At 46.8% G+C, this 25,057-nt stretch carries 22 protein-coding genes; 12 read left to right on the plus strand and 10 right to left on the minus strand.

What is annotated here, in order from left to right; all coding sequences use genetic code 11:
- Positions 1-39 precede the first annotated feature (39 nt).
- Genes KO518_RS04665 through nudF form a run of 4 tightly spaced genes read right to left on the minus strand, consistent with a single transcriptional unit; the run spans position 40 to position 2,413 of the window.
- Complete coding sequence (locus KO518_RS04665) at positions 40-615, minus strand: YqiA/YcfP family alpha/beta fold hydrolase (RefSeq protein WP_216024668.1); 576 nt, start codon at positions 613-615, stop codon at positions 40-42.
- Positions 616-1,353, minus strand: coding sequence for a metallophosphoesterase (locus KO518_RS04670; protein ID WP_216024669.1), 738 nt, complete (start codon positions 1,351-1,353; stop codon positions 616-618).
- A complete protein-coding gene (locus tag KO518_RS04675; RefSeq protein ID WP_216024735.1) occupies positions 1,353-1,748 on the minus strand; it encodes a DUF1249 domain-containing protein in 396 nt (131 codons plus the stop codon). Before KO518_RS04675 ends, KO518_RS04670 begins: the two co-directional genes overlap by 1 nt.
- A 38-nt stretch (positions 1,749-1,786) precedes the next feature.
- Entirely contained in the window at positions 1,787-2,413 is a 627-nt protein-coding gene (nudF, locus tag KO518_RS04680) for an ADP-ribose diphosphatase (protein WP_216024670.1), read from the minus strand.
- 249 nt (positions 2,414-2,662) lie between these two features.
- Between nudF and tolC the strand changes: the two genes are divergently transcribed.
- The gene (gene tolC / locus KO518_RS04685) at positions 2,663-4,039 is read left to right on the plus strand and encodes an outer membrane channel protein TolC (protein WP_216024671.1); all 1,377 of its coding nucleotides are present in this window, start codon (positions 2,663-2,665) and stop codon (positions 4,037-4,039) included.
- A 57-nt stretch (positions 4,040-4,096) separates the two neighbouring features.
- On the opposite strand, the gene KO518_RS04690 is transcribed toward tolC, so the two are convergent.
- Positions 4,097-4,270, minus strand: a complete 174-nt coding sequence (locus KO518_RS04690; protein ID WP_216024672.1) for a hypothetical protein — start codon at positions 4,268-4,270, stop codon at positions 4,097-4,099.
- A 114-nt stretch (positions 4,271-4,384) separates the two neighbouring features.
- Here KO518_RS04690 and KO518_RS04695 point away from each other — a divergent pair, with 114 nt between their 5' ends.
- Complete coding sequence (locus KO518_RS04695) at positions 4,385-5,200, plus strand: ion transporter (protein ID WP_216024673.1); 816 nt, start codon at positions 4,385-4,387, stop codon at positions 5,198-5,200.
- 50 nt (positions 5,201-5,250) lie between these two features.
- On the opposite strand, the gene prsT is transcribed toward KO518_RS04695, so the two are convergent.
- Positions 5,251-8,034: an XrtA/PEP-CTERM system TPR-repeat protein PrsT gene (prsT, locus tag KO518_RS04700; protein ID WP_216024674.1), complete on the minus strand. Its 2,784-nt coding sequence runs from the start codon at positions 8,032-8,034 to the stop codon at positions 5,251-5,253.
- 244 nt (positions 8,035-8,278) lie between these two features.
- Here prsT and KO518_RS04705 point away from each other — a divergent pair, with 244 nt between their 5' ends.
- The 3 genes from KO518_RS04705 (at position 8,279) to KO518_RS04715 (ending at position 12,662) form a co-directional block, all read left to right on the plus strand.
- The gene (locus tag KO518_RS04705) at positions 8,279-10,012 is read left to right on the plus strand and encodes a DEAD/DEAH box helicase (protein ID WP_216024675.1); all 1,734 of its coding nucleotides are present in this window, start codon (positions 8,279-8,281) and stop codon (positions 10,010-10,012) included.
- 163 nt (positions 10,013-10,175) lie between these two features.
- Positions 10,176-11,570, plus strand: a complete 1,395-nt coding sequence (cysG, locus tag KO518_RS04710; protein ID WP_216024676.1) for a siroheme synthase CysG — start codon at positions 10,176-10,178, stop codon at positions 11,568-11,570.
- Between the two features lie 150 nt (positions 11,571-11,720).
- Positions 11,721-12,662, plus strand: a complete 942-nt coding sequence (locus KO518_RS04715; protein ID WP_216024677.1) for a hypothetical protein — start codon at positions 11,721-11,723, stop codon at positions 12,660-12,662.
- Positions 12,663-12,752: 90 nt separating this feature from the next.
- On the opposite strand, the gene KO518_RS04720 is transcribed toward KO518_RS04715, so the two are convergent.
- On the minus strand, positions 12,753-12,965 hold the full coding sequence (locus KO518_RS04720; RefSeq protein ID WP_216024678.1) for a hypothetical protein: 213 nt from the start codon (positions 12,963-12,965) through the stop codon (positions 12,753-12,755).
- 211 nt (positions 12,966-13,176) lie between these two features.
- On the opposite strand from KO518_RS04720, the gene KO518_RS04725 reads away from it, so the two are divergent.
- Both KO518_RS04725 and KO518_RS20070 read left to right on the plus strand, forming a co-directional pair.
- Positions 13,177-13,623: a response regulator gene (locus tag KO518_RS04725; RefSeq protein WP_216024679.1), complete on the plus strand. Its 447-nt coding sequence runs from the start codon at positions 13,177-13,179 to the stop codon at positions 13,621-13,623.
- Positions 13,620-14,099, plus strand: coding sequence for a HAMP domain-containing sensor histidine kinase (locus KO518_RS20070; RefSeq protein WP_216024680.1), 480 nt, complete (start codon positions 13,620-13,622; stop codon positions 14,097-14,099). Before KO518_RS04725 ends, KO518_RS20070 begins: the two co-directional genes overlap by 4 nt.
- A 103-nt stretch (positions 14,100-14,202) precedes the next feature.
- Here the strand turns inward: KO518_RS20070 and KO518_RS04735 are convergent, their stop codons facing one another.
- On the minus strand, positions 14,203-15,600 hold the full coding sequence (locus tag KO518_RS04735) for a PhoH family protein (RefSeq protein WP_216024681.1): 1,398 nt from the start codon (positions 15,598-15,600) through the stop codon (positions 14,203-14,205).
- 281 nt (positions 15,601-15,881) lie between these two features.
- Between KO518_RS04735 and rapA the strand changes: the two genes are divergently transcribed.
- The 5 genes from rapA (at position 15,882) to KO518_RS04760 (ending at position 23,031) form a co-directional block, all read left to right on the plus strand.
- Positions 15,882-18,707, plus strand: a complete 2,826-nt coding sequence (gene rapA, locus KO518_RS04740) for an RNA polymerase-associated protein RapA (protein WP_216024682.1) — start codon at positions 15,882-15,884, stop codon at positions 18,705-18,707.
- Positions 18,708-18,713: 6 nt separating this feature from the next.
- On the plus strand, positions 18,714-19,412 hold the full coding sequence (locus KO518_RS04745; protein WP_216024683.1) for a pseudouridine synthase: 699 nt from the start codon (positions 18,714-18,716) through the stop codon (positions 19,410-19,412).
- 91 nt (positions 19,413-19,503) lie between these two features.
- On the plus strand, positions 19,504-20,319 hold the full coding sequence (locus KO518_RS04750) for a DUF3530 family protein (RefSeq protein ID WP_216024684.1): 816 nt from the start codon (positions 19,504-19,506) through the stop codon (positions 20,317-20,319).
- A gap of 147 nt (positions 20,320-20,466) precedes the next feature.
- Positions 20,467-20,787 (plus strand): hypothetical protein, encoded by a 321-nt coding sequence (locus tag KO518_RS04755; RefSeq protein ID WP_216024685.1) that lies wholly within the window; start codon positions 20,467-20,469, stop codon positions 20,785-20,787.
- A gap of 54 nt (positions 20,788-20,841) precedes the next feature.
- On the plus strand, positions 20,842-23,031 hold the full coding sequence (locus KO518_RS04760; RefSeq protein WP_216024686.1) for a response regulator: 2,190 nt from the start codon (positions 20,842-20,844) through the stop codon (positions 23,029-23,031).
- On the opposite strand, the gene KO518_RS04765 is transcribed toward KO518_RS04760, so the two are convergent.
- Positions 23,028-24,002 (minus strand): diguanylate cyclase, encoded by a 975-nt coding sequence (locus tag KO518_RS04765; protein ID WP_216024687.1) that lies wholly within the window; start codon positions 24,000-24,002, stop codon positions 23,028-23,030. The two genes, KO518_RS04760 and KO518_RS04765, sit on opposite strands and share 4 nt — an antisense overlap.
- A complete protein-coding gene (locus KO518_RS04770) occupies positions 23,999-25,021 on the minus strand; it encodes a response regulator (RefSeq protein ID WP_216024688.1) in 1,023 nt (340 codons plus the stop codon). Before KO518_RS04770 ends, KO518_RS04765 begins: the two co-directional genes overlap by 4 nt.
- Positions 25,022-25,057: the final 36 nt, after the last annotated feature.

The following is a 25,057-nucleotide window of genomic DNA, read 5'->3' on the forward strand; positions in this document are numbered from 1 at the left end:
AGGCCACACAAATGTAGCTCGAAGGGTGAAAAAGTCACACTAATCGAGAAACTGAAATATCCTTGGCAGGTGGGCATCAAAATTGACAAAGCTGTGATTTCCCCCCTCTTCAATAGTGACATCGCCACCGCTGTATTTTCCTTCCGCTTGCCGATAATCGAGAGTTTCATCCCCCGTTTGCAACAGCACTTTATATTGTTTTGGCGACTTAATAGCAGGCGTATCCATGGCGCGTAGCACTTCCATATCTTCAGGCACAATAGAAAACAACTCTTGCGTGTACGGATTGATGTGTTCGCCGATATAATTCACCAACAACTCATAGGGCTTTACCGCTGGGTTTATTAACACGGCTTTGCCACCAAATCGCTCCACCAACCATGTAGAAAGAAACCCGCCCATCGAGCTGCCAATGGCTCTTATACCTTGCTCTGTCAACGCAGGGTTTTCTGCAAGGTATGCCTCTAGCTGCGGACCTACTTGTGCCGGAAAATTCGACAACTGTGGAATGTGTAACTGGATTTCCGGGCGGTGTCCAACACACCAGGCTTTTGTTTGCTGTGCTTTCACAGACTGAGGTGAACTTAAAAAACCGTGCAGGTACAACACATGCATTCAGGGTACTCTCCTTGTGTTTGACGACCATTCGCCGTTCTGTGATAAATAAATTTCCCGATAACCAGGAGGCTGCGGATCTACGGCGAAATCCGGACTTAACTGCCACTGCCAACACGTTGACGGCGCACTTAGCACCATTGTGTGGCAAGCGCTAAAAATGCGTTCCGCATGAATATGACCATGTAATATCAGCTGTATTTTTGGATTTTCTTCGAGCCAGTCATATAATTTTTCAACGTTGATTAGTGCGTGCTTGTCCATCCAACTTTGGGTTGCTACCAAATGATGGTGCAACACCAGTATATGATGCGTTTGTCTTGGTGCGCAGCGAATACTGCTCTGTATGGCGTCCAACTCAGCGACGCGGATCTGTCCTTTCGCCCCCTCGAAACGGGTATCCAAACCATGGATAAACCAAGGCTGCAGCGACCAAGGCGTGGTCGCTCGAAGTTCGATATCGCGCAAACATGATGAAAAGTGACTGTTGTTATCGTGGTTTCCAGCAATCGCTCGCCAGGGTACCCCGGGCAAGAACTCCGCCATAGCTTGAACGAAGTGATGATAACTGGCCTGAGAGTCATCACCACTGATGTCTCCGGTGACTAATACGGCGTCAGCGTTTTGCTTTGCAACATGTTTAAGTACCCTAACCAAAGAACGGTAGGGGTTAACCTGATATAAACTCGCCTGTTTATCTGCCAGCAAATGACAATCTGACAGTTGTACCAAGTGCATTATACCGGTGCCGATACAGTAGGTTTATTTTTGAGACAAAACTGCAACCACTCAGCAAGGAAGATATTTATCATCAACTTCTCATTGCGCTGGCGCATTTTGTTGTTGGGATAGTCATAGGAAGGCTTAAACGCACCTGTATTCTGGCTGGTGATAACTTCGGCCATTCTGGCATCGTGATACAAGCGAACTGACATGGAAGGCTTCAAATACGCCGGCGCGCCAATGTTAACCTGTTCCACAGTGAGTGTGGTGGTATACCGGGCTGCTTCATCAATGGTAACGCAGTAAGTAAATTGCCCGGCAACAGAAAAGCGGTAAGTCAACGACCTGGTATCACAATCTGGCAGCATGCGCAGAAAACGGCTGTAGTTTAACTCACAGAGTGCTTGCATACTGGGCAGGTGTGGTACGTATTTTCCTGTTGTTTGACTCAAGACTCACTCCACTGGGTTAACAGTTTTTCTTTGTGCATAAAAAACCATTGTAGCGCAATTATTGCAGCAGCATTATCAATACGGCCACTTCCTAGCCATGCAAGCGCGTCTTTTTCTTTCACCCTGTGCACTTTTATGTCTTCAGCCTCGTAATCGAGCCCGTGAATACCACTGGCTTTTGAGGCGTCTGTTTGCGCCATAAAAATGTGAATACGCTCCGTAGTACCTCCCGGACTGGCCAGATAGCTCAGCGCTTTTGTCACCTTATCGAGATGGATACCGGCTTCTTCTTCTGCCTCCCGTATACACACATCTTTTTCCGTTTCACCTTCATCGATCACCCCGGCAATCACTTCAATAAGCCAGGGGCTTTCACTGGTAGCCATGGCGCCAATGCGTACCTGTTCGATAAGAACGAACTCTTCTCGTTCCGGATCATAGGGCAATACCGCGACCGCATGGCCACGTTCAAAGATTTCCCTCTTTACAACATCACTCCATCCTCCGGCAAAAAGACGATGACGAAAGTCGTACCGCACCATTTTAAAAAAACCGTCGTACAGAGGAGAAACGGCCTCAATTTCGATGTCTTTTGAGGTAAACGTCTCGTTTTTTTTGTTCATTTACATTCACTCACGCATGTAAAGCGCCTATTATAATCATCAACTTGAAACTGGCTCAATAGCCACCATCTGATTATTCGGGCAAAAAATAATAACAGCAATCAAAGTGTAAACCGACTTTGCAACATATTCTGTTACAGTTAAACATGCCCTGTTACCACAACAGACTATCGGTTTGCGATTAGGTTTCATACACTTCATGGCTTATGAGTCCAGTGGACCGTCAAATATTACAGGAAGGCACATTTAATGAAACGAACACTCTTATCATTGATGGTTGGATTGGGTGTCACCGTCGGCGCAACAACGTCAGCATTTGCGGATGATCTACTGCAGGTTTATCAGCAAGCCCTTGCCAACGACCCCGTGGTCAACCGTGCGAAAGCACAAAAAGACGCAGCATTTTCCGGCATAAAAATCAGCCGCGCATCTCTGCTGCCACAAATTTCCGGTTCGATCGGTTACTCTACATCTTCGTCAGAAAACGCACAGTTTTTAGGCGAGGGTATTGTCACTATTGACTCCGACAGAGATACCTCCAGCTATGGTCTTGATTTGTCCATGTCATTGTACGACCACGCTAACTGGGTAGGTCTTGACAGAGCTGAAAAAGTCGCTGAACAAAGTGATGCCAACCTTGCCGCTGCGATGCAAGAACTTATTGTTCGTGTTACAACTGCGTATTTTGATGTATTAAGAGCAAAAGACAGCCTTGAGTTTGTCAAAGCGCAAAAAAGTGCCATTGAACGTCAGTTGGAACAAACCAAACAGCGTTTTGAAGTGGGTTTGACCGCAATTACTGATGTCCATGAAGCGCAAGCCAACTTCGACAGCACAGTCGCACAGGAAATTCAGGCCGAAAATGCTGTAGAGTTGGCACTTGAAGCACTGCGGGTAATTTCGGGGAAATATCACGACAGACTATACGTTCTCAATACTGAGAATTTCTCTGCCACCATGCCGCAACCAGCGACACCTGAAGCTTGGCTTGAAACTGCAGAAGAAAAGAACCTGGCACTTCTGGTGAATCGTCTTGCGATGGATATTGCTAAAGAAGATATTCAAGCAGCACGTGCTGGCCATTATCCCACCCTTGATTTAGTCGGCTCTGCTGGCAGATCAAAAACTAAAAGTACCACTACAGCTGGCGATACGGTCATCGACAATACAACACCGTTTCTCGATAACTACAGCGCGGGAATTACACTGACCGTACCCATCTTTCAGGGCCTGCGCGTAACCGGGCAAACTGAACAGGCCAAGCACAACTATATTTCTGCGAGCCAGGATTTAGAGCTGACTTATCGCCAAACAGTGCAATCGGTACGGAGTTCGTTTAACGACGTTAAAGCTTCCATGTCTACGATCCGCGCTCTGGAACAAGCAGTGGTATCTGCACAAAGTGCGTTGGAAGCGACAGAAGCCGGTTTCGATGTAGGCACACGTACTATTGTTGATGTGTTGAACAGCACCCAGAATTTGTTTGATGCCCGCAGAAACTTAGCCAGTGCCCGTTACGACTTTATTCAGGCTGTGGTGAATTTGAAACAAGCTGCTGGTAATCTGACAGCCCAAGACCTAGAAGTGATAAACAAAGGGTTGCGCCCCGCAGAAATGGACAGCTAGAGCCCTAGGTATGATCAATAAAAGCCGCACTGTTAATTAAACGTGCGGCTTTTTTATCTAAGCTAATACACCAGCTTCAGAAAGACGAGATTGCAAGGCGTTGAGGATCACAAGCAATTCACGTAAATCCCCTTCTAACAGGGCAGCGTGATCGCTGGTGGGAATAAAATTTTCCAGTTTTTCGCTTGTCTCAAGTAATTTTCCTTGCAAGCGAACTAAATCGTCATCCATTATACGTGCCCTTAATCATGCAATACATTTTTTGCATTTTAGAGAGTTTTAAAACGCAATTACACCAGATTTAGTTCTTAAAATTTATACTTAAGTAGCATATACACGCAAACCATGAAAGCTTCTGAACTTCAAACGCGCTTCGAACGCATTCGCTCCAATAAGACTTTTGAAATATTTGTTATTTCAGTTATTGTTATTTCTGCTCTGCTTGTCGGGGCCAAGACATACGATATGCCTAGGGGATTTGCTTCTGTCACCCTGATTCTGGATTGGTTTATCAGTGCGTTTTTTCTCACCGAAATCACCATTCGCTTCTTAGGGGAAAAACAAAAAACACACTTTTTCAAAAGCTTCTGGAACTGGTTCGACACCTTGATTGTGGTCATTAGCCTCATTCCCGCTGAAAGCACCGACCTGGCTGTCATTGGACGCCTGGTAAGAGTATTTCGGGTACTCAGGATGATATCTATTATCCCAGAGCTGCGCATATTGCTGGTATCACTGGTAAAAGCGCTCCCCCAACTGGGTTATGTGATGCTACTGATGTTCATCATCTTTTATATTTATGCGGCTATTGGCAGTACCCTATTCGAAGGTATTAACAGCGACCTTTGGGGAGATATCACCATTTCCATGCTGACGTTATTCCGGGTCATGACCTTCGAAGACTGGACTGACGTGATGTACGAAACCATGGCAGTGTACCCCTTTAGCTGGTTCTACTATCTTACGTTCATCTTCTTTACCGCGTTTGCGTTTCTCAACATGGTGATTGGCATCGTTGTGGGCGTTATGGAACAGGAAAACGCCGCCGCCAGAAAAGAGGCTGCCGCAGAAAATAACGAGCCCACACTGCAAGATGTCATGGATGAACTCAAAGCCCTGAAAGCCCAGGTGTCCAGGTCTGCAAAGAACAAACCTGAGTGACAAAAAAAGCCCGCGATACACATCGCGGGCTTTTCTCAATCAATCACTGGTTACAGACTGTAGCGAACCCGCATTCTCTCTGCGCGTTCTTTACCAGCCTCAGTGACAAAATCTTTGCCACGTATTTTTTGTCGGGCAACTTCTTTTCTTCCCATGTCCAGCAACAACTGAACATAGTTTAAATACACGGTGTCAGAGACACGACTGTCGTCACTAATCACCGCATCATACATCGACAGCGCTTCTTCATATTTATTCTGCTGAATGGTGATTTGCGCCAATGTATCAACCGAGTCAGCATTGCGCGGCTGTAAACCCACCGCCCGCTTCGCAAGTGGTGCAGCCTCATCCAACTCACCATCCTGATAATACAGATATGCCAGGTTATTTAACACCACGAAATTATCGGGAGACTTATTCAGAATGTCATTGTATACCGCTTTTGCCTTGGTGTTGTCCTTGTCAATAAAGCGCTGGGCATACATCATGGCGACACGCAAATCGTCAGGTTTCTGTTCGAGGTGTTTTTCAATAAATGCCAGCGCCTTGTCCGATTGACCTGCACTTTCGTAAACAGCAACAACCAAAATAGCATTTTGTGCGTTAGGCGTTGCCTCATATGCAGCGTTTGCATCCTCAAGAGCCTCCATTTTCTTGCCTTCAAGCAATGCAATTCTGGCGTTTATGCTGCGTACCAAAGGCAGTGTATTTACGCTGTCGGGCATATCATCCATTATCGCTTTTGCGGCTTTTCCTTGCCGACTAAGGGCTAGAAAATGTGCTTTTAACAGACGTATTTGTGAATCGGGGCGCTTGCTCAGGAACGCATTGGTCAGACTCAACGCATCACCGTACTTTTGTTCGGCGTCCAGCAGTAACAACATACCCAGCACACCAGTTTTGTCCTGAGGATACAGTGACAACCACTGTTCATAATGCCCCTTAGCGCCCAGTAGGTCATTCATTCGCATGAGTGTCTGACCTTTCAAGTTCCAGTAGACCTTGGGCGTTTCAGCGGTTTCTTCTACCGGTTCAAGCAGGTTCAGTGTCTGTTGATAATCTTCCTTAGTGAAGGACACCCGAGCAGCGAGAAGGCGCAGCCCCAGATTATCAGGTTGTTGTTTTAGCTGTGTAAGAATTTGCTGTGCTACCTGGCCTTCATCAGCTGCATCGTATTGAGATGCAATGGTGTAAAGCAGTGTTAACGCTGCCCCGTTGCCCGGTGAAACAGTCAGAGCGTTATTGAGAACTTCAACCGCACCGTCAAAATCACTGTCGGTGAGAAGCAGTCTTGCCCGCACGATCTCGATATCAGCATTTTCCGGCTGCAGCGCTTCTGCTTTGTCTATTTCCTCCATTGCGAGCGCTTTTTCCCCCTGTTTGAAAGCTATTTCAGCCAGGAACAAGTGGGGCACATGGTTATCTGGTTCTTTCTCAGCCCATTCCTGAGCGGCAGCATTGGCCTCGTCGAACTTTCCTGTACTCATATAGGCCGTAATAAGCGTGCGCTGTGTAACAATAGAATCCGGAGCCTGAGCGGCAGCCGCTTCCAGGTTAACTAGCCCTTCAATGTCGTTAATCGACAACTGCAACACACCTAAGCGAGCGAGATCTTCTGCGGTTTGCGACATTTCACTGGATTTCTCAATCATCGCTTTGGCATCAACCAGGTTTCCCTGTTGCAACAATTGGTAGCCCGCTTTGGAAAATAGTGTTGCATCCCCTTCGTTTTTAGCATCGACCCGGTTAAGCACCTGAGACGCGACTTCACCCTCTCCCAACTGCAACAGACTGTCGGCATACAAACGCAACGCCGGATGTTCAGGTGGTAATGACGGGGCAACCTCGGCTAAATATTTGTTCGCCAGAATATAATCTTGCATCTGATAGGCTGAATACCCCGCCACTAGCTTAATTGCGTCGTTGTCCTGCCCGCCCTGAATAGCCGTTTTAAAACGGGCAATGGCTTGTTCATAATTGCCGCTGTTGGCCTCAATGATGCCTTTGTACTGATTCAAAAGAGGATGCACAGGATTAAGAGCAAGCATTTCATCCACCATAGGCTCGGCCTGTTCCGTTTTTCCCTGTTCGATTAACAGTGTGATGTATACAAACTTGCTGGTTAGATCATTGGGGTTGGAATCGACATAGTCTTCAAACGCATCCAAGGCGGTGTCTTTATCACCTGTTGCCATGGCGAGCTTGCCAAGTTGCTGTAATACGTCTTTATTTTGCGGAGCCTGCTCTCGCAACGTTTTCAATGATGCTACTGCGGCTTCATTCTCATTGTTAATAATGTGGCGATAGGCAAGTGCAAGCCCCCGATAAACTGAACTGGTATCCAGTTTTTCGAGGTCGTCGATAAGCGCCATCGCATCGTCGTTCTTACCCAATTGTGCCAGCGCCTGCATTTTGTAGAAACCAACCTCGGCCGATTCCACCGCACTCATGCCTTCCATCCGATAGTCCACATCGGCTAAGGCGTTCTCAGCACCGGTTTTTTGATAGGCTACAGATAACAGCGGAATGACCTCAGACGCCGAATGTCCCAGATCCATGGCGCGATTCAGTTCCTTCTCAGCGCCTTCGTAATCGCCCATTTGCAAATAGAGTTTTCCCAGTTCAAAACGAGGCAAAGGTGCTTTGGGATTACTCTTTACCGCGTTTTTAAATTCGATGATCGCAGCCTCACTATCATTGGCAGCGACGAACTGCCTGGCAGCATCAAGATGCTCTTCTGTGCTTTTCTTTCCACAGCCGCTCAAACTCATACTCAGGCATGCCGATACGGCCAGAGATATCAATAACCTCTTTCCTGCTCTGTTACTCTTCATCCTTTTTACCTTTTTTACTGGCTAATCCATCAAATTGCTGTACTAAATCTGTACAACGCGTATAATGCCGCCGCGATTGATACAGAAATTAGTACGAAATTCAAAAACTAGGCGTTTCTTCGCCACTCAGACACAACCCTGTCGAGTAATTCCGTGGCAACCGCCATGCGAATGGAATATAATATCCGTTTAGTTACACATGCCGGCAATTGCCGTGCCCGCCTTACATTCATTAGGATCCTTAATGACAAATACTGTCGAGCTGACATTTAAAGACCTCAACTTACCACCAAGCATCTTACAAGCTCTGGAGAAGGTTGGCTATGAAAAGCCATCACCAATTCAAGCTGAAAGTATTCCGCTACTACTTGAAGGCCATGACCTACTAGGTCAGGCACAAACAGGTACCGGTAAGACAGCGGCCTTTGCGTTACCTATGCTCGCTAATATAGACCCAGAAGCAAAACTCCCGCAACTGCTGGTACTTGCTCCTACACGCGAACTTGCCATTCAGGTAGCCGAAGCCTTTCAGGTTTATGCCAGCTTTTCACAGAAAATTAAGGTTCTGCCTGTATACGGTGGTCAGTCTTATGATAACCAGATCCGCCAGCTTAAGCGCGGAGTGCAGGTTGTGGTTGGCACACCAGGCCGGATTATCGACCACATTAAACGCAAAACGTTAAACTTAAGTGAACTTCGCTTCCTGGTTTTAGATGAAGCTGATGAAATGCTTCGTATGGGCTTCATTGATGATGTGGAAACCATTCTTAGCCACGCGCCAGCAGAAAGGCAAACGGCATTGTTTTCTGCCACCATGCCTGGTCCCATCAAAAAAATTACTCAGCGTTATTTGAAAGACCCAAAGCATGTAAAAATTGCATCAAAAGTCAGTACCGCCAGTACTATTCGCCAGCGCTATTGTCAGGTTGCACCACATCATAAACTCGAAGCACTCACCCGCATCATGGAAGTTGAACCCTTCGATGGGGTCATCATTTTCGTAAGAACGAAAACAGCGACAGTTGAATTATCAGACAAATTATCTGCCCGTGGTTATGATGTTGAGCCACTAAACGGCGATATTCCGCAGAATGCTCGCGAGCGAACAGTGGAAAAGCTGAAACAGGGCAAGATTGATATTCTGGTTGCTACCGACGTGGTTGCCCGGGGTCTGGATGTTGAACGCGTAAGCCACGTAATTAACTTTGATGTGCCTTACGACACCGAATCCTACGTTCACCGCATTGGTCGTACTGGCCGTGCCGGACGAAATGGTGAAGCCATTTTGTTTATCTCACATCGTGAAAAACGCATGCTTTTCGCTATTGAGAAAACTACCCGTCAGCCTATCGAGCGCATGCCGATACCTTCAATTAGCGAATTGAACGAAACTCGTCTGAGCAAGTTTAAGAATGCGGTTAGCGAAGCTACTACAGATGACAGCTTAGAATCGCTGATGCCGATTGTTGAGTCTTTGCAGAAAGAAACTGAAGCCTCGCCAGAGCGTTTGATTGCCGCGTTAATTAAACTGGCCCAGGGTGATGAACCTCTGTTGTTAAAAGAAACTGATCGCCCTGACCTGCACAGCAAGCCGCAACGAGAAGATCGCGGTGATCGTGCAGACCGTGGTGAAAGACGTGGTAATAAGGGCGATCGTCCGGAACGTGGCGACAGACGGAACAAACGTGGAAGCAGCAAGCCGGAAGCCGGAATGCAACGTTTCCGCATAGATGTAGGCCATACCCATGGCGCTAAGCCAGGAAATATTGTAGGTGCTATTGCCAACGAAGCCAATATCAACAGTAAAAACATTGGTGCTATTGAAATTTACGACCGTTACAGCACTGTGGATTTGCCGGAAGGCATGCCGCGGGAAACCAAAGAGTTATTACAAAACACACGCGTAGCGGGCCAGCGTCTGGCAATTCGCGAGTGGTCAGACACGCCACCTAAAAAACGTGGGCCTCGCAAAAGCTAGCGTCCCAACAAATCGCATCCATTAAGGCAGGTGAATAAAACCTGCCTTTTTTATATCAAAAAGAAATAACTAGGCAGAAAATGGATTTTTTAATTTTGCTGTAAAGCGTCAGAATATACGCTTAGTTTTATTGTGTATTTACTATTACAGGTGTGTAGCACTCATGCGTTATTTTCCGGTTTTTATTGACACCAAGGCAATGCAGGTACTCGTGGTTGGGGCCGGAGAAGTGGCCGCGCGCAAGCTAGAGTTAATATTGAAATCAGACGCGTCGGTAACCGTAGTGGCCCCCTGGATGTGTGACACCGTTAAGGCCTATGCCAACAACCCCAGAGTTACACTTGTTAAACGCGCCTTTGTTGATGACGATCTGATAGATAAAGCCATGGTTTTTGTGGCTACCAGTGATGGAGTGGTGAATGAATATGTTCACGACCAGGCCCGCGCCCGTGAAGTACTGGTGAACGTTGTTGATAATACGCCTCTGTGCCAGTTTATTACGCCGTCTATTATCGACCGCTCTCCCATCGTTGTTGCTATGAGCAGCGGTGGTGTTGCCCCAGTATTACTGCGCTATTTGCGCCAGAAGCTCGAAACCGTCATTCCAGGTAATATCGCCCGCCTGGGTTCGTTTTCTGAAAAATTTCGCGAGAAAGTCAAAGCTACCCTGTCGGGCGTTACTGCCCGTCGTTATTTTTGGGAAGATATCCTCGACGGTGACATCGCTGAAATGGTGGAAAAAGGTCAGGACGATAAGGCACAAAAGGCATTCCTTGAAGCACTTGACGCAGCCAAAGAAGAGAAGAAAACACAAGGTCAGGTATACCTGGTTGGTGCTGGCCCTGGAGATCCAGACCTACTCACTTTCCGCGCTCTGCGACTGATGCAAAAAGCCGATGTTGTGGTGTACGACCGCTTAGTCTCACCAGCAATTTTGGAGTTGGTTCGCCGTGACGCAGAAAAAATTTACGTAGGCAAAGCTAAGAGCAATCATACATTACCCCAAGAGCAAATTAACTCGTTGATGGTGGAAGAAGCCAAAAAAGGCAACCGGGTAGTTCGCTTAAAAGGCGGCGATCCGTTCATTTTCGGCCGCGGCGGAGAAGAAATTGAGGAACTCATTACTGCGAATATTGATTTTCAGGTTGTTCCTGGTATTACAGCCGCGTCCGGTGCCAGTACTTATGCAGGCATTCCACTTACCCACAGGGATCACGCGCAATCAGTAACGTTTGCTACAGGCCATTTGAAAGACGGTACTATCGATCTCAACTGGCCAGCTCTTGCTCAGCAAGGACAAACTCTTGTGTTCTACATGGGCCTTACTGGCTTACCCATTATTTGCGAAAAGTTGATTGAGCACGGACTGAATGCTGACACCCCCATCGCCTTGGTTCAGGAAGCAACCCGAGACGCCCAAAAGGTGGTAACCGGCACATTGGCAACGATTAACGACAACCCTCAAACGCCACTGATGCGCCCGCCTACATTAATTATTGTTGGCTCCGTAGTGTCGTTGCACTCGAAACTGGATTGGTTCACAACGCAATTAAATTAGCGTCGTTGCCATCAGAGGTGATTACTACTCATTGAATGCGTTAAGCTATGTGACCGTCTCGGTTAAACATAGTTATTTCATCGCGATGGCGTATACTGAGCTATTATAGAAATATCGGCTCTCCCCTATTCAATGTGAAAGGAACGAGGTTTGCGCACTATCGTTTTGATCATTTCGCTTTGCTTTGTATATCAAGCCAATGCAGAACAACTGTCTTTTAATCGTTCCAAGCAGGGTGGCATGCTAACCTATCACTATCAATGGGTAGATGCGGACAAACAGACGCAGGCAATCAATTTTAACCTTAATGCCGAAAAACTAGCTGCCAGCCCTTTAGAACAGAAAAACTACCAGCCGACACTGGCCATGCGCTATGTTAGCGTCGAATTGCTAAAAATAGCCCGGGGATACGACCCGCGTGATGCGACCATTACTATCCGTCAGCAGGGTGAAAAAGTGGCCATTGGTGTGCGTTCCAGAGACCAAGAAAAACTCAAAGCTGTGCAAACTCACCTGACAGAGGCGAAAGAAAAAGCGCTGAACGATTACCTTCATGAACATTACTACACCCGCTATCGCACATCTTTCAATGAAAAGGCCATCAAGCCTGACCACGTTCGATATATGAAAGAACTCACTGACGTATTGATACCGTTATCGCAAGCTTTTTACGAAAAAGTCGTGGTGAGATCTGACGCCAGGGAATATTTCAATTTGTTACTGGGATGGGTGCAGAGTATTCCCTATGACGCGCTTGACAATCGAATACAGAGCAACGGTTCAGGCTTCGCACCTCCCGCACAACTGCTAAATGAAAACCGGGGAGATTGTGACAGTAAGTCGGTACTCACCGCGTCAATTGCCCGGGCGTTCTTACCTGATACTCCCATGGTACTGATTCTTCTGCCCGATCACGCCCTTCTCGGCATAGCCCTTACACCACGCAAGGGAGAAAAGACACTTAACGCCAACGGTGAAACTTATGTACTTATTGAGCCCACAGGGCCTGCAAAACTAAAAATTGGCCAAGTAGCAGACAACACCGCGTTAGCCATTGCTCAGGGAAAATACACGTTAGAAAAAATTCAATAAAAAGTATCCACCCAAATAGTGGGCCCAGCCAGGTATGTAGCCAACTGCTACTCTGACGCCAATTAGGTTGTGGCGTTTTTTCCATTTTGCTTACCATGGTGCCTTTTCCAGTAGAAATAGTCCGCCACACCCTATACCTGCGAGAATGGCGATAAACTGGAAGACCGCTTTGCCCCCTGGCAACTTAAAAGCAACGATAACAACTGCACAGAAAATAACAAACCCAAGCATGGTTGCGAGCAGCACAGCATCCGGTCTGGGAAGAGGAAGGGTAACGGCAAGGAGCCCCGTGTAAACAGCCACAACTGCTAAATTTCCCACCGTCGCCAAGCTTGTACGTATCAACACATCCGCAATTGAACGCTACAAAAGCGGCTTTCTTGGCAGCATAACTGCATTGAGGATTTTACTACTTGACATAAAAAGACTTCACCCACCTAATAGATAATGATTATCATTCGCTAGACTAAAGTCTAAACCTGACCACAACCTGACAACACGTGTAAATACAGCTATGAAACTACTGATCATTGAGGATAACCAAGCACTTCGTGAGTTGCTCAACGACAAACTAGCCGCAAATGGATACACCATTGATGCGGCTGATTCGTGTACAGAAGCGCGAGCGTTTATACAACACGTTAAGTATGACCTCATTGTTCTGGATCTGGGTTTACCCGACGGCAATGGTATTGATTTACTAAGGACTATTCGCAATCAAAAGAAATACACTAACCCTTGTATCATTCTTTCCGCGCGGGATGCATTGCAAAGTAAGATCGACGGGCTTGATGCCGGAGCTGACGACTATTTAATAAAACCATTTGAATTTGCTGAGCTACACGCGCGGATCAGAGCGCTTTTGCGGCGTCCTCAAGCAATGAATGACGATTTTATCGTCGTTGAAAATGTGTATTTACATCGCAATAAGCGCGCATTGAATATGATGGTGAACACGTGACTACCGAGCAAACTGCACAGATTTCCCGGTGTTTGAGACATTCGTGTGCTTTGCAACTTCCGCGCTTTGAACAGAATAACCGCAGACTTTCGTTAGATATTCCACAGGAAGCTGAGTATTTAGAATGCCGGGGTTCTGCACACCTGTTTACTGAAGTATTTAATAACTTAATTGAAAATGCGTATAGTCATGGCATGGGGGCCGTGATGGTGTCTATTACTGTTGCCGAAAAATTAGTGCAAGTACACATACGTGACGAAGGTGAGTCACTCAAAGATATATCACTTTCCCTGTTGAGTACCAGGTTCTATAAAGCCAATTCTGATACTCAGGGCAGCGGGCTGGGGTTATCTATTGTGCATTCAATTTTACCTCATATTTCTGCCAATCTAACGTTATCCCCGTCACCAACCACATGTTTTACGTTGTCATTACCTTATTTATCTCAAAAGGCTATTCGCTCCCCAACAAAATAACCAGCGCCGTGGCTCAACATTCCTTCTCACTGTGAATTCTACGTTGGCACTATCGCCCCCAAACACGCGCCGGGGGCTTAGAACGTCAGTGTGATTTCCTTGGCTATAACTCTTGCTCTGCAAACTCCGCCAGACGAGAACGCACTACACCATCCAGATTTATAGTGGCACTGCCCGAGAAGTTTTTGAAACGCTCAACGAGATATGTCAAACCCGATGTAACAGCACTTAAATAATTGCTGTCGATTTGCGCCAGGTTTCCAGAACAAATTAACTTTGTACCCTCACCGCAGCGCGTAATTATGGTTTTCAATTGTGCCGCCGTAAGATTTTGTGATTCATCCAGGATCACAATGGAATTTTGGATACTTCTCCCGCGCATAAAGTTAACCGATTTAAACTGAATATTGGCTTTTTCCATAATGTAGTTCATAGAACTCTTCGCGTTTTCATCGTGTTTGTGAAGCACTTCCAGAGAATCCGTTATCGCCGCCAGCCAGGGGGCCATTTTTTCCTCTTCCGTGCCAGGTAAAAAACCAATGGACTCAGCAATTTCTGGCGTAGAACGGGTTACGATAATCTTGTCGTACATGTTCTTTTCCACCACCATTTCAAGGGCCGCCGCTAACGCCAGCAATGTTTTACCGCTTCCCGCTGGCCCAGTAAGGATGACAAGGTCAATATGTGGATCGAGAAGAGAATGCAACGCCATTGCCTGACCGATATTCTTAGGTGATATCCCCCAAGCGTGCCGACTCATGAGGCGTTCGTAGCCTAAGTCCAACACTTCCAATGTGTCAGACGTCATGGCTTCCACAATACCGGCAAACTGCTTTGATTCATCAAGTAAATATTCGTTTATGTAGGGGTCGGCCATCACCGTACGGGGAATAGTATGAATGGTGTCGCGACCCTCACTTCTGCTTTCAACAGACTTAACCTGTTCCCAAAAGTTACCTTCAAACTGATGGTAGCCTTTAGAAAGGTACTTAATATCACTAATAAGCTGGTCAGTACGATAATCCTCCACATGCGCCAAGCCAGCACCTTTGGCTTTCAGCCTCATATTGAGATCTTTGGTTACTAAGACTACTTGCTGGGGCGCGTACGTTTTCTGCAGGTGCAGGGCCACGTTGATGATGCGGTTATCATTTTCGTTACTGGTAAAAATCTGCTGCGATTCTGCCATATTTAAATCAGCAAAAATCGACAACGACCCGGAAGGTTTATTATCGCCCGCTCCCATCCCCTCCATAGAAACACCGGCCAACATATCCTCTGGTGTGGCGTCGTGGAGTAAGTCCTCCATGGATCGAATAGATACGCGCGCATCTCTGGCAACATCTTTCTTGCTGTCTTTGATGTAATCAAGTTCTTCTAACACTGTCATTGGAACAACAACGTCATGTTCTTTAAAAGAGAGGAAAGCAAGAGGTTCGTGTAGCAGGATATTTGTATCTAAGACATAAATTTTGGTGTCTGTGGATTTTTTTCTTGGCATCCTTCGCTCCGACAAGAGAAATCTAAGCCCGTCGATGACTGACGTGCAGTAAAGAGTCTCGCTTAGGAGAGATGGATACCGTCGAACCGGATTATCTACTCCGTATCGCGTCGACTTTCATTTCCACCATAATCCAGTTTTACCAACTTAGCACTTTTTTTTGCTATTTTTTTATATGGCAAGCACTGTCGCGGGAAGAATTGCCCAAAAAACGCCAGTTCACCTTTATTCGTACCGGTAGTGTCAGTACAATACCGGCCGCAAAAAATTAAGGTATCGCTATGAGTTCAGTTAATACATTTTCCGCGGGGCAGCGCTGGTTGAGCAACACCGAGTCCGAGTTGGGTTTAGGCGCTGTGATGAGTGTCGACTTCCGCTCGGTAGAGATTTTCTACCCAGCCACCGGCGAAAGCCGAATGTATACCAAGGAAAATGCCCCGCTGACTCGGCTCATCTTCGGCGAAGGCGATACTGTTACCAGTCAGGACGGCTGGACCTTACAAGTGCAAAAAGTTGAAGAATCCAATGGTGTACTGATATATCACGGTTTGCGCGAAGACACTAAAGCCAGCGCACGACTACCTGAAATGCAGTTGGACAATCACATTAAGTTAAATCAACCTGAGCAACGTCTCTTTAACTTCCAAACCGATGCGCCCAAGTGGTTTGACATGCGGTTAAATGCCCTGCGCAACCAACACGCTTATCTCAAATCTTCCACCATTGGTTTGTCGGGCGCCCGTATCGAACTCATTCCCCACCAGTTGCACATCGCTTCTGAAGTGGGGAGCCGCCATGCGCCACGCGTGTTGCTGGCTGATGAAGTGGGGCTGGGTAAAACTATTGAAGCCGCACTGATCATTCATCGCCAGTTGAAAACCGGAAAAGTTCAGCGTGTACTTATTGTCGTCCCTGATTCTTTGGTTCATCAGTGGCTAGTAGAAATGTTGCGCCGGGTGAATTTGCCATTTGCTATTTTTGATGAGAGTCGCTGTGAAGCACTTGACGATGCTGGCGGCAATCCGTTTGAAAGTGATCAATTGGTATTGTGTAGCATCAACTTCTTGAAAGACAATGCCAGGCGTCATCAACAGGCTTTAGAAGCAGGCTGGGACATGCTTGTGGTTGACGAAGCACATCACCTCGCCTGGTCAGCACAGGCACCGTCAGTCGAATACCAGCGTATTGAAGCACTGGCCAATACCACACCCGGCGTATTGCTGTTAACCGCAACCCCTGATCAACTTGGCCATGAAAGTCACTTTGCCCGCTTGCGGCTACTTGACCCCGCGCGGTTTCACGATTACGCCGCTTTTTTGCAGGAAGAAAGCCAATACAGTGCATTGGCCGACGCAGTAACGCCTTTACTGGATGACGAGCCTTTGTCCGACGAAGCCATAGATGCACTCAACGCTGTAGCCCCGGAAATCATGGCTCGATTTGATGACATCAATAGTACTGACTCCCGACAAGCGGCAATCAGTCAGCTCATCGATACTCACGGCACAGGGCGTTTATTGTTTCGTAACCGACGGGCGGGAATTGAAGGGTTTCCCGTCAGGCAACTGAGTACTTACCCACTGGCGCTACCGGAAATATACGACAGTGCCGTGTATGGCGGAGAACTCTTTAATGCCCTGTATCCCGAGCGTCAATCTACGCTGGTAAACAGCTGGTTCGATCACGACCCCCGAGTAGAGTGGTTACTGGGCTTTCTGCCAACTGTTCGCCCTGCAAAAGTACTGCTGATTTGCGCTGATAAAATCACCGCCCAGCAACTCGGCGAAGTCATTCGAACCAGAAGCGGTATTCGACACAGTGTTTTCCACGAAGGCATGAGCATTGTTGAACGCGATAAAGCCGCCCATTATTTTTCCGACCCGGAGGAAGGTGCGCAGATATTGTTGTGTAGTGAAATTGGCAGTGAAGGGCGCAACTTCCAGTTTGCCCATCATTTGGTATTGTTTGATTTACCCCTTACCCCAGATTTACTTGAGCAACGCATAGGTCGTTTAGACAGAATAGGTCAAACCAAAGATATCCAAATTCATGTCCCTTTCATTCAGCAGACGGCGCAATCTGTGCTGCTAAAATGGTATCGCGACGGACTTGATGCATTTGAGCATACCTGCCCCACGGGGTCGGGAGTATTTGACGAACTACAGGACAAACTGGTTGAAGCCTGTCTTGACCCAGAAAATGATATTTTAGTGTCAGAACTAATAGAAAACAGCCTTGCTCTCAATCAAACCTTAAAAGCGCAGTTAGACGCTGGTCGGGATCGCTTGCTGGAACTGAATGCATCGGGTGAAGGCCGTGTTGATGGTCTTATCGAAGACATTGTGGAGCAGGATGCTTCCGTGGAACTATCTCGCTTTATGGGTAGGCTATTTGACGCACTAGGCGTCACTCAGGAAGAGAAAGGCAATGACTGTTTTATCCTTACTCCTTCTGAATCAATGGTAAACCATTTACCGGGGCTCGACCCCGAAGGTATGACGGTAACGTATCGCCGTCGTATTGCCACCACTCTGGAGCATGTTCATTTTCTCAGCTGGGACCACCCGCTCGTGCACAATGCTATAGATATGGTGCTCTCGGATACGCTGGGCAAAGCCAGTGTTGGCTTTATTGCCGATAGAGCGCTACCCAAAGGCGCATACTGGCTCGAGGCTCTGTTTGTATTACAAGCGAATGCAGAGAAAAAACTGCAACCTGGACGTTTTTTGCCCGCAACCCCAATACGTCTGTGTTTAGACGCACAAGGTAACGACGCAGATCTCACTTTTGACGTGGGCCGTCCCGTTGGTAGAAAAATTGCCCAGCAGTTAATTAAAGCGCTTCAACAACCTCTAACACAACACATTGAAAAAGCAGCGGTTATGGCACAGCGCCTCGCTAATCAAATCCAGCATGATGCAATTACAACAATGACAGACACCCTCTCAGCACAAGCCCAGCGCCTGAGAGATTTACAAGCTCACAACCCTGCCGTCAGAGACAGTGAAATTGCTTTTATTGAGTCACAACGTGATGCGCTCACAGAAGCACTGCAGCAAGCCTCCGTGCAATTAGACGGGTTGCGTATTGTGGTAAATAACCCGTAACGCCCCATGAAAAAAAACTTTGTTTACCAACCGCCTTACACGCCTTATCTGCAGTTACTTCACCACGACAATGACATTGTTGTGGCAAACAAGCAAAGCGGTTTGTTGAGTGTTACCGGCATACAACCTGCCCATAAAGACGCGCTGATAACCCGTGTTCAGCGCGTGTTGCCCACTGCAACGGTTGTGCATCGCCTTGACATGGCCACCTCTGGCGTAATGGTGATGGCTCTGAACAAAGATGCCCACCGAAAACTATCCAGACAATTTCAAGACAGAATAACTAAGAAACGTTACTACGCGCGGGTAGACGGCATAGTAGCACCCGATGAGGGCAGTATAGATATTCCATTAATAGTGGACTGGCCTAACCGTCCGAAACAGAAAATCGATTATGAAAACGGCAAACCCTCCCTGACCCATTTCAAAGTCATTAAACGGTTAGAAAATGAAACATGGATGGAATTGCTACCGGTTACTGGTCGCTCTCACCAGCTTCGCATGCACATGCTGGCCCTCGGCCACCCTATTTTAGGCGACCGACTATACGCCCACGAAGAAGCCAAAGCACGGGCTCCACGGTTGCAACTTCACGCTGAAACCTTGTTATTACAACATCCGGAAAACGGCGAATGGTGTCGTTTCTCTTCTGTTGTCCCCTTTATGGCGCATACTCCTGTACCGCTGGAGATAGACAAACCTTAAATGTACCATTAAGTTTACTCGTACCACGCCGATAAATAGTGTAACGCGTGGTACGTGTATACAGGTGCTGTGTCCAACTGAAGGTGAAAACGTGCGTCGACTAATGGTTTTTCTGCTGTGTGTGGTGTATCTAAACCGCGGATCCGCGTTGCAGGTTGACGACATCAAGCAGCAGTATTTACCCGAAGAATACAGCACGCTATTAGTCGGTGAAAAAGACGTTCCTGTATTCGCCGCCCAACCCACCGTTCCCTTGAGTCGTGGCGTTGCCCTTATTTTTCTGGATACAGGACAACGAGGGCTTACCCTTCACAACGCCAGTGCGCTAGCGAAGAAACTGAACCGTTCAGGTTGGCACACCCTTATTATCCCATCACTACTTTCAATAACAGAAGCCGTCCAACCGCAACAAAACAACGACGACCTGGCATCTGCAATGCACCCCCGTGCAGTGGCATCGCCACCTCCGGTAAACGCAGATACAGCGCAGGCCGAAGTAACCTTACTTGCGCAAGCCGCGTTTGAACATGTCAATACCGTTCCTGGATACCGGCTATTGATTAGTCAGGGAATGCAAGCATCACTGTTGACGTTACTTGCTGCGGACGAGCGTATTCCTCGCGTCGATTCTCTTATTACAATCAATCCATTTTGGCCGCAAGTTGATGTTGCTAATAAAATAACAGAGAAAATGGCAAACTCTACCGCGCCGGTCCTTGATCTTTTTTTTGCTCATCGAAATTCCGCAGAACCCCGTCAAACAGCAGTGAACAAAACCCTAAAAATGCACTACAGGCAAAAACAGCTAAACGAGATGGCCTTGTTTTCCCACAGCCAGAATACGTCTGATTTTACGACAGTTGTTTACAAAGAAATAAAAGGTTGGCTACAGTACCTGGGTTGGTAGCCTTCGTAAATCCTTATAAAAAGTAAGTCAATTATTATATTTGTTGAATATTCAATTAGATGTTTACTTTTTATTCTAATTCAATGAAAATTTCAGTTTACCGACTATAATAATTTCCATTAATAAGGTATCAGACGGCCACCCAATATGCTTATGTCTTTCGTTGATACCAAGGCCGCCCAGCTCTGTTTTTATCTTCGCGGTTTTTGGCAAGAGGAAGTTCCACATTCTGAATTAGAAATATTCTTCTGGGATACGATGGAAGAATGGAGTTTGGTTGATTATCAGCAGGATCAACCGTACACGCCTAAAGAGCGTGTATTTTGGCATGTGCTTCATCAACTGCATTATTGGTCGGAAGAAAAACTCCGCCACGATCCTTACATGGTCGATGAACTTTCAAACTGCCTGGTATTTCTCGAAGGTAAAGGTGTCTGCCCACTGGATTGTGTAGGTATTCGTCCTTGACTGCAGCTCATCTGCATATTTCGTTCCTTGCGATAGAAAACAAGTGATAGTGTTATGAAAAGCTTCGATCTGTTGCGCAAGAAAATCAAACAAACTTATATTGTTACGCTTTCCCTCACCATTGCCTTGCTGACTTTTTGGTTTGTCTGGACACAATATTATTTTTATTCTTTGGAGGGTCAGCCATATATAATCAATATTGCAGGCAAACAACGCATGTTGTCTCAGCGTATTGCCCTGGTTGGCAATGCACTGGTATCTGAGCCAGCAAAAGCGAAAGGGGAACCGCTGAAATCAGAGCTCGTTGCGCTAACCCGTGAGTTCCTGCACAACCATGAAATACTGGTAGGCCGAGTGCCGGTAAACGAAGAGTTCAATGCACTCAACGGTGAATTGGAAGCCCTGTATTTTTCTCCACCAGCAATGTTAGACCGACAGGTCAGTCAGTACGCTGAACAGGCGCTACACCTGGCCAGTTTATCGTTACCCCTGGCTATGGACGCCCAGCCCATTGGGCCAGAGTCTTCGAAACAGATATTAGATAATTTAGATCTTGCGGTTTCTCTGTTCGAAAAACAACTTTCCGAGAATTTAAGAGAAAATCACTGGTGGCATTTAATTTCGTGGGTACTCACACTGCTGTCTGTCATTTTCGCTGTAAGACTTTTATTTACACCGCTGAGTCGGCTGATTGAAGCACAATTCGATGAGGTCAAAAGAGCCCAGTTAGATGCAAGACTTGAAAAAGAGCAAATCAATAAACTGGTAGCAACAAAAGAAGAGTTTCTCGCCAGCATGAGCCATGAATTTCGCTCACCTATCTCCGCGATAATAGGCGTCCTGGAGCTGCTTCCAAACATGCAGGAAAAACGGGAGCAACTTATCCAGCGAGCTGAACAGTCTTGTTTCCGCCTGCTTATGCTTACCAATAATCTCGTTGACAGTATGCAAAACCGGCAATTGGACGAGGAAAAAGACAAAGAAGAGTTTGACCTGGTACGCCTCCTCGACGATGCCCTTAGTCATTTTTTCTATCAATGCCAGGAAAAGGGCCTAAATTACGAAGTATTTAATGAAACAAGCCTACCGCATTTAGTCGTTGGCTCGCCCTCTCCGTTGAGCAAAGCGTTTAAAAATCTGCTGGATAACGCCGTTAAGTTTACTCACCATGGCATTATTTCTGTGTATAACCGGGTTGCCGTAAATGATGGCCAGCTCATTTTGCAAATTCGCGTAGTGGATACCGGAATTGGTATTGATGATGCTGCGAAAGAAAGCATCTTTGACCGCTTCTACAAAGCTCACAATAAACCCAAGCTCTATAGTGGAGCTGGCGTGGGGCTGTATGCTGCAAGACATCAGGTACGAGAAATGGGTGGCGACATTACCGTCGTCAGTGCACTGAATTCCGGATCAGAGTTTTGCCTGTCTGTACCCCTGCAAATGCCCAGCGAAAAGGAAAAGCATCCTGTCGCAACTGCAAAAGGAAAATTTGCAGTGGTGGATGACCAGGAAATTACCAGGCTACATCTCTCGTACATGATTGAACAGGAAGGTTTTGCAGTAGACACATACAAGTCCGGTGCAGAACTCCTCAGTAATCGCGATGTAATTAAAGACTACGATGGTATCATTACCGATTATTTTATGCCTGGAATTAACGGTACCGAGCTGGCGAATTACTTACAAGCCATGCTCGGCAAACACACACCACCGCTTATTTTGGTATCAGCAGCTCCCCAAATCGCCAACATTGTTTCGAATTCAGAAATTAATGCTTGGCAGGTGTTTGTTAAACCCATTGATAGAAATCGGTTTATCGATGCCCTTAAATACCTGTCTAAACCTGGATATACCCTGTCTCCGTTACCTTCTTCGGCCTCAATACTCATAGTGGAAGACGAACCAATAAATGCGGAAATTCTGTTAGACATGATAGAAAACCTCGGATATCGCGGAGACGTAGCAGAAGACGGAGAGCGGGCGTTGTCAAAAGCGGGTAATAATCACTATGATGTTATCCTACTGGATCTAAACTTGCCGGATATCAGTGGTTTTGAAGTAGCTACGATTTTGAACGAACAGGGTACTCAGGCACAAATGGTTGCCGTAACAGCCAGTGCTTACGAGACCGATCGAGCGCGCTCCCTGGCCACAGGCATGAGATATCACTTGGTTAAACCCGTTGCTTATCAGGAACTAAAAAATACCCTAAAGCTTCTTCTTTGCAAGCCGGTAAACTAAATTGGCTTAACTTCGGATGCTGTACTTGGCGCGCACGAAGTGCGGTTTCTGCCATTGTTTTTTGACCGATAAAGTGCTTGATCAGCTTTTTCCAGCCACGCCATTGGCGAAGGATATTTCGGGCTAAATTCACATAATCCGATACTTACTGTGAATTGAATTTGCCGCCCTTCAAATTCAATAAACATGGCCTCGCACAACCGGCGAATGCGTTCGGCTACGCAATGGGCGTTGTGCGCGGAGGAATCAACCAGCACAATCGCAAACTCCTCTCCCCCGTAGCGCCCTGGTAAATCCGTTTCTCTGATACTTTTGCGAATGACTTGTGCCAGGGTTTTAATCACTTCATCGCCGGCCTGATGCCCGTACGTATCATTAATTTTCTTAAAGTGATCAATGTCCAGCATTAGCGCTGTAGAGGGCGTCTCCCGTCTGAGGCTCAGCTTGAAAAGTCGCTCGAACTGCTCTTGCCAGTAACGACGATTAAAAAGCCCAGTTAAACCGTCAACCCGACTCATGTGTTTGAGCTCGTCATTTAGCCGTTCCACCCGCAATTTACTCAGCGCCTGATCGGTAACATCGTAAACCAGCATACACATTCTTTCCACTTCTCCGGTTTGCGCAGTCAACGGAAACATGGTGATGTTCTGAAACATCTGTTTGGCATCAGATGTAATAGGTCTGGACGTGGCAAATTTAAACAAGTACGGACGTTGTTCCCAGATGATAAACACAGGCGTGTTCAAGTTAAACACAGGTTGTGCCTTGCGCGTTAGCCACGAGCGTTCAATTTCTGGAAACAACGAAAAAAGCGACTTTCCCAAAACCTCACTTGACAGTTTTTCAGCGTGGTTCTCCATAAACTGGTTCCACACCTCTATGCAAAAATCCCGATCTAACACCACTATACCCACTTCGATGGAACTGAGCAGCTCACTCTGTAGGTGCATGTGTTTTACAACCTCGGTCATGCAACACACTCCTCTTCAATCAAACGGCTAAATATCTTATCCATTGCCGTTTGCGGGAATAAAAGCAGCATATCAAAGCTGATGTCTTTGTGTTTGATGGCATACGCGATTTCCACCGCCATAACCTTTCCCCACCTCATGCCATTGCCACTGAGAAGTTCGTCGAGCTCATTGTGCTGACCAAGTAAAATAGGATGACTGTGACTGAACGCAACATGGAGTTGTGCCGACAGTGCGTTCAAACACGCACCAGTCAGAATATTCGACACGTCTATCAAGGCTTCTAGTTGGTTTTGTTCACTGTCAGCGTGACCGCCGTAATTGAGTAAATCAATGATATTTTCTACTTTCGTGTCGCTGAAGATAACCAGTGCTTCACCCCGTATTCCGGCACTGGTAAATCCTTTCGATACCGCTGAGACCCGCTCATTGCGGCCTATTTCTGCAATAGCCATATGCAGTTCATTGGACTCGATCAGGTTCACGTTGGGTACGGGTAAATCAATAAACTCCCCCAACAACCGAGCCAGGCTTTCGCCAGCCCGACCCATTGCAACATTCACCAGTTCACGGTAAACATCAATTTTGTCATGAATAGAGGATAATTGCTGCTGGCCCACCGCGACTTCACGCTTGGATGCAGAACTATCACCGGTGTAAATACCGTATTGAGATAGTAATGCATTAAGTTTCTGATTGTCGATGGGTTTGCGAATAAAGTCGAGGGCACCTAGCGCCAACATTCGCTCACGAGCACTTGGCTGCACATCACCAGAAACCACAATCACTAAACAAGGTAAATCGTGTTGCCGGATGTATTGCATAGTCTCATAGCCATCCATGACCGGCATATTTAAATCCAAAAAAATGACGTCAGCTTTTCCCGACCGTATCGCGCCAATGGCTTCTTTTCCATTACTGGCAAACGAAATAGCGACATCCCAGCCATCGGGGATAGCCCTCGCCATTTGCTTTCTGGCAAATGCGGAATCGTCACATATCAGTACAGGTGTGGCCATCCTTACCTCCTGAAAACAGGTAGCAACTGCGCTCAG

This window comes from Aestuariibacter sp. A3R04 (genome assembly GCF_018860805.1).
Lineage (GTDB): Bacteria > Pseudomonadota > Gammaproteobacteria > Enterobacterales > Alteromonadaceae > Alteromonas.

Excerpts from the sequence above, each read along its gene's own strand:
- KO518_RS04705 (WP_216024675.1), top strand. The coding sequence starts at position 8,279 with ATGACAAATACTGTCGAGCTGACATTTAAAGACCTCAACTTACCACCA.
- KO518_RS04755 (WP_216024685.1), top strand. The coding sequence starts at position 20,467 with ATGCTTATGTCTTTCGTTGATACCAAGGCCGCCCAGCTCTGTTTTTAT.
- KO518_RS04695 (WP_216024673.1), top strand. The coding sequence starts at position 4,385 with ATGAAAGCTTCTGAACTTCAAACGCGCTTCGAACGCATTCGCTCCAAT.
- KO518_RS04735 (WP_216024681.1), bottom strand. The coding sequence starts at position 15,600 with ATGCCAAGAAAAAAATCCACAGACACCAAAATTTATGTCTTAGATACA.
- cysG (WP_216024676.1), top strand. The coding sequence starts at position 10,176 with ATGCGTTATTTTCCGGTTTTTATTGACACCAAGGCAATGCAGGTACTC.
- KO518_RS04770 (WP_216024688.1), bottom strand. The coding sequence starts at position 25,021 with ATGGCCACACCTGTACTGATATGTGACGATTCCGCATTTGCCAGAAAG.
- nudF (WP_216024670.1), bottom strand. The coding sequence starts at position 2,413 with ATGAACAAAAAAAACGAGACGTTTACCTCAAAAGACATCGAAATTGAG.
- tolC (WP_216024671.1), top strand. The coding sequence starts at position 2,663 with ATGAAACGAACACTCTTATCATTGATGGTTGGATTGGGTGTCACCGTC.
- KO518_RS04665 (WP_216024668.1), bottom strand. The coding sequence starts at position 615 with ATGCATGTGTTGTACCTGCACGGTTTTTTAAGTTCACCTCAGTCTGTG.
- KO518_RS04670 (WP_216024669.1), bottom strand. The coding sequence starts at position 1,353 with ATGCACTTGGTACAACTGTCAGATTGTCATTTGCTGGCAGATAAACAG.
- KO518_RS04745 (WP_216024683.1), top strand. The coding sequence starts at position 18,714 with ATGAAAAAAAACTTTGTTTACCAACCGCCTTACACGCCTTATCTGCAG.
- KO518_RS04725 (WP_216024679.1), top strand. The coding sequence starts at position 13,177 with ATGAAACTACTGATCATTGAGGATAACCAAGCACTTCGTGAGTTGCTC.
- prsT (WP_216024674.1), bottom strand. The coding sequence starts at position 8,034 with ATGAAGAGTAACAGAGCAGGAAAGAGGTTATTGATATCTCTGGCCGTA.
- KO518_RS04760 (WP_216024686.1), top strand. The coding sequence starts at position 20,842 with ATGAAAAGCTTCGATCTGTTGCGCAAGAAAATCAAACAAACTTATATT.
- KO518_RS04675 (WP_216024735.1), bottom strand. The coding sequence starts at position 1,748 with ATGCAAGCACTCTGTGAGTTAAACTACAGCCGTTTTCTGCGCATGCTG.
- rapA (WP_216024682.1), top strand. The coding sequence starts at position 15,882 with ATGAGTTCAGTTAATACATTTTCCGCGGGGCAGCGCTGGTTGAGCAAC.
- KO518_RS04765 (WP_216024687.1), bottom strand. The coding sequence starts at position 24,002 with ATGACCGAGGTTGTAAAACACATGCACCTACAGAGTGAGCTGCTCAGT.
- KO518_RS04690 (WP_216024672.1), bottom strand. The coding sequence starts at position 4,270 with ATGGATGACGATTTAGTTCGCTTGCAAGGAAAATTACTTGAGACAAGC.